Origin of the sequence: Aestuariivivens marinum, assembly GCF_022662175.1 — a bacterium.
GTDB classification, from domain to species: domain Bacteria; phylum Bacteroidota; class Bacteroidia; order Flavobacteriales; family Flavobacteriaceae; genus Aestuariivivens; species Aestuariivivens marinum.
Map to the genome: position 1 here is coordinate 2,501 of NZ_JAKMCR010000010.1, position 3,290 is coordinate 5,790.

The window sequence follows — 3,290 nt, forward strand, 5'->3', positions numbered from 1 at the left end:
GACCGCTTGTAGGCGTATGGTTTCAGGTTCTCTTTCACTCCCTTATTCAGGGTTCTTTTCACCTTTCCCTCACGGTACTGGTTCACTATCGGTCTCTCAGGAGTATTTAGCCTTACCGGATGGTCCCGGCAGATTCACACAGGGTTCCACGTGCCCCGCGCTACTCAGGATACTGCTATCTTATTGGTCTTTGCCCATACGGGACTATCACCCCCTGTGGTCTGTCTTTCCAAACAGTTCCGGTTCATCCCAACTCGAATATCGCAGTCCTACAACCCCGGTATTGCCTTAACAACACCGGTTTGGGCTAATCCGCGTTCGCTCGCCACTACTAACGGAATCACTTTTGTTTTCTCTTCCTCCGGGTACTTAGATGTTTCAGTTCCCCGGGTTCGCCTCCCTTACGGAATAATGCAGCTTCACTGCACTGGGTTGCCCCATTCGGACATCCGCGGATCAATTCGTGTGTGCCGATCCCCGCGGCTTTTCGCAGCTTATCACGTCCTTCTTCGCCTCTGAGAGCCTAGGCATCCCCCATACGCCCTTGTCTAGCTTATTGTACTTTTTTGCTTTTTTAATGAGTTCAACTAATTGCTCGTTACAATTAATTTAGTTCTATCAGATATTTCTATCTAATTTCTTTTTTCATGTATCTTGTTCCAATATGTCAATGAACTTTTTCAGTACTCAGTCTCAGTGCTCAGTTGGCAGTCGAAAACTGCTTACTGCAAACTGTATCACTGTTTACTGATATTGTGGAGAATATCGGAGTCGAACCGATGACCTCTTGCGTGCAAGGCAAGCGCTCTAGCCAGCTGAGCTAATCCCCCATTTCCTTGGTAAGCAGTATTCAGTTTGCAGTTAGCAGTAACTAAATCTGCAACTTTGGGTTGCTTAACTTCTAGAATTTCCTTTATTTTTATGAACATCTTAAAACCAAAAGCCCATAAGCTAATTTTACACTTTTCACTTATAACTTTTAACTTTGACAGTAGTCTCAGGCAGACTCGAACTGCCGACCTCTACATTATCAGTGTAGCGCTCTAACCAGCTGAGCTATGAGACTGTTTCCTTTTTGTCTAGGCGTTTGTACGTTTAGCCGTTTAGCTTTGTCCCCTAAACCCCTTTAACATCAAACTTCTAAACCTTAATATAATATAAATTGACAGCGACAGAGAACAAACCCCTCCTTGCACCTAATAATGGCACCTTTAAGGCCGTCTTTCTCTAGAAAGGAGGTGTTCCAGCCGCACCTTCCGGTACGGCTACCTTGTTACGACTTAGCCCTAGTTACCGATTTTACCCTAGGCCGCTCCTTGCGGTGACGGACTTCAGGCACTCCCAGCTTCCATGGCTTGACGGGCGGTGTGTACAAGGCCCGGGAACGTATTCACCGGATCATGGCTGATATCCGATTACTAGCGATTCCAGCTTCACGGAGTCGAGTTGCAGACTCCGATCCGAACTGTGATATGGTTTATAGATTCGCTCCTACTCGCGTAGTGGCTGCTCATTGTCCATACCATTGTAGCACGTGTGTAGCCCAGGACGTAAGGGCCGTGATGATTTGACGTCATCCCCACCTTCCTCACGGTTTGCACCGGCAGTCTTGTTAGAGTTCCCGACTTCACTCGCTGGCAACTAACAACAGGGGTTGCGCTCGTTATAGGACTTAACCTGACACCTCACGGCACGAGCTGACGACAACCATGCAGCACCTTGTAAGCAGTCCGAAGAAAGGGACATCTCTGCCCCATGCAGCCTACATTTAAGCCCTGGTAAGGTTCCTCGCGTATCATCGAATTAAACCACATGCTCCACCGCTTGTGCGGGCCCCCGTCAATTCCTTTGAGTTTCATTCTTGCGAACGTACTCCCCAGGTGGGATACTTATCACTTTCGCTTAGCCACCCAGCCGAAGCCGGACAGCTAGTATCCATCGTTTACGGCGTGGACTACCGGGGTATCTAATCCCGTTCGCTACCCACGCTTTCGTCCATCAGTGTCAATGTACTGTTAGTAACCTGCCTTCGCAATCGGTATTCTATGTAATATCTATGCATTTCACCGCTACACTACATATTCTAGCTACTTCACAGTAATTCAAGAAAGCCAGTATCAAAGGCAATTCTACAGTTGAGCTGCAGGATTTCACCTCTGACTTAACCTTCCACCTACGGACCCTTTAAACCCAATGATTCCGGATAACGCTTGGATCCTCCGTATTACCGCGGCTGCTGGCACGGAGTTAGCCGATCCTTATTCTTACGGTACCGTCAGAGCCCTACACGTAGGGCGGTTTCTTCCCGTATAAAAGCAGTTTACAACCCATAGGGCAGTCTTCCTGCACGCGGCATGGCTGGATCAGGCTTCCGCCCATTGTCCAATATTCCTCACTGCTGCCTCCCGTAGGAGTCTGGTCCGTGTCTCAGTACCAGTGTGGGGGATCCCCCTCTCAGGGCCCCTACCTATCGTCGCCATGGTGTGCCGTTACCACACCATCTAGCTAATAGGACGCATGCCCATCTCTTACCGTGACCTTTAACCACGCCACCATGCAGTGGTGTGGTGCCATGGGGTGTTAATCTCCATTTCTAGAGGCTATCCCCCAGTAAGAGGTAGGTTGCATACGCGTTACGCACCCGTGCGCCGGTCGTCAGCGGAAGCAAGCTCCCCTGTTACCCCTCGACTTGCATGTGTTAGGCCTGCCGCTAGCGTTCATCCTGAGCCAGGATCAAACTCTTCATCGTTAAATCTTAAATAATGTTAACGAACCTAAGGAACCTCGGTACTCAAAATGGTCTATTCTCTTGTCGATGGCAACCGTTTCCAATTGCCACCTTACGCTGTCAATCCAATATGTCAATAGAACTTCTTTTGCTTGGCCAAACCTCGTTTCCTCGTTTGGCGGGTGCAAATATAAAACCCTTTTTTATCCCCCACAATACTTTTTGCCTTTTTTTTGAAAAAAATTTCCATGCCCCCAGAAAGCGACCAAAAACAACTTATTATAAGGAACGTGTTCCCAAAAACGGACATCCCCGTTTTTGCGGCTGCAAACATACCACACTTTTCCCTTTCCGCAAGAACTTTTTGCACTTTTTTTTTAATATTTTTTTGACCCAAACTTAACTGCCTTATATCCCGATATTTATGAACAAAACTTTTTTGCCCCTAAGCAATCCCCGCAAAAAAAAACAGGACCGACTATACACTTGTCGCAACCAATAGGGGTAGACAAAAACATTGTAGAAAACCGTGAAGGATCAGGAAAACTTTAAACCAACACCA

The 3,290-nt window shown here is 47.5% G+C and carries 2 tRNA genes and 2 rRNA genes (1 of these 4 cut by a window edge); all 4 read right to left on the reverse strand.

Annotated features, from left to right (window positions below):
* Positions 1-559 (reverse strand): 23S ribosomal RNA (locus MR053_RS13860); it reaches 2,264 nt to the left of the window's first position.
* 197 nt (positions 560-756) lie between these two features.
* A tRNA-Ala gene (locus MR053_RS13865) sits at positions 757-830 on the reverse strand.
* Between the two features lie 162 nt (positions 831-992).
* Positions 993-1,066, reverse strand: a tRNA-Ile gene (locus MR053_RS13870).
* Between the two features lie 165 nt (positions 1,067-1,231).
* A 16S ribosomal RNA gene (locus MR053_RS13875) occupies positions 1,232-2,749 on the reverse strand.
* Together the 16S and 23S rRNA genes with 2 tRNA genes alongside form the textbook arrangement of a ribosomal RNA operon.
* Between the last annotated feature and the right edge of the window lie 541 nt (positions 2,750-3,290).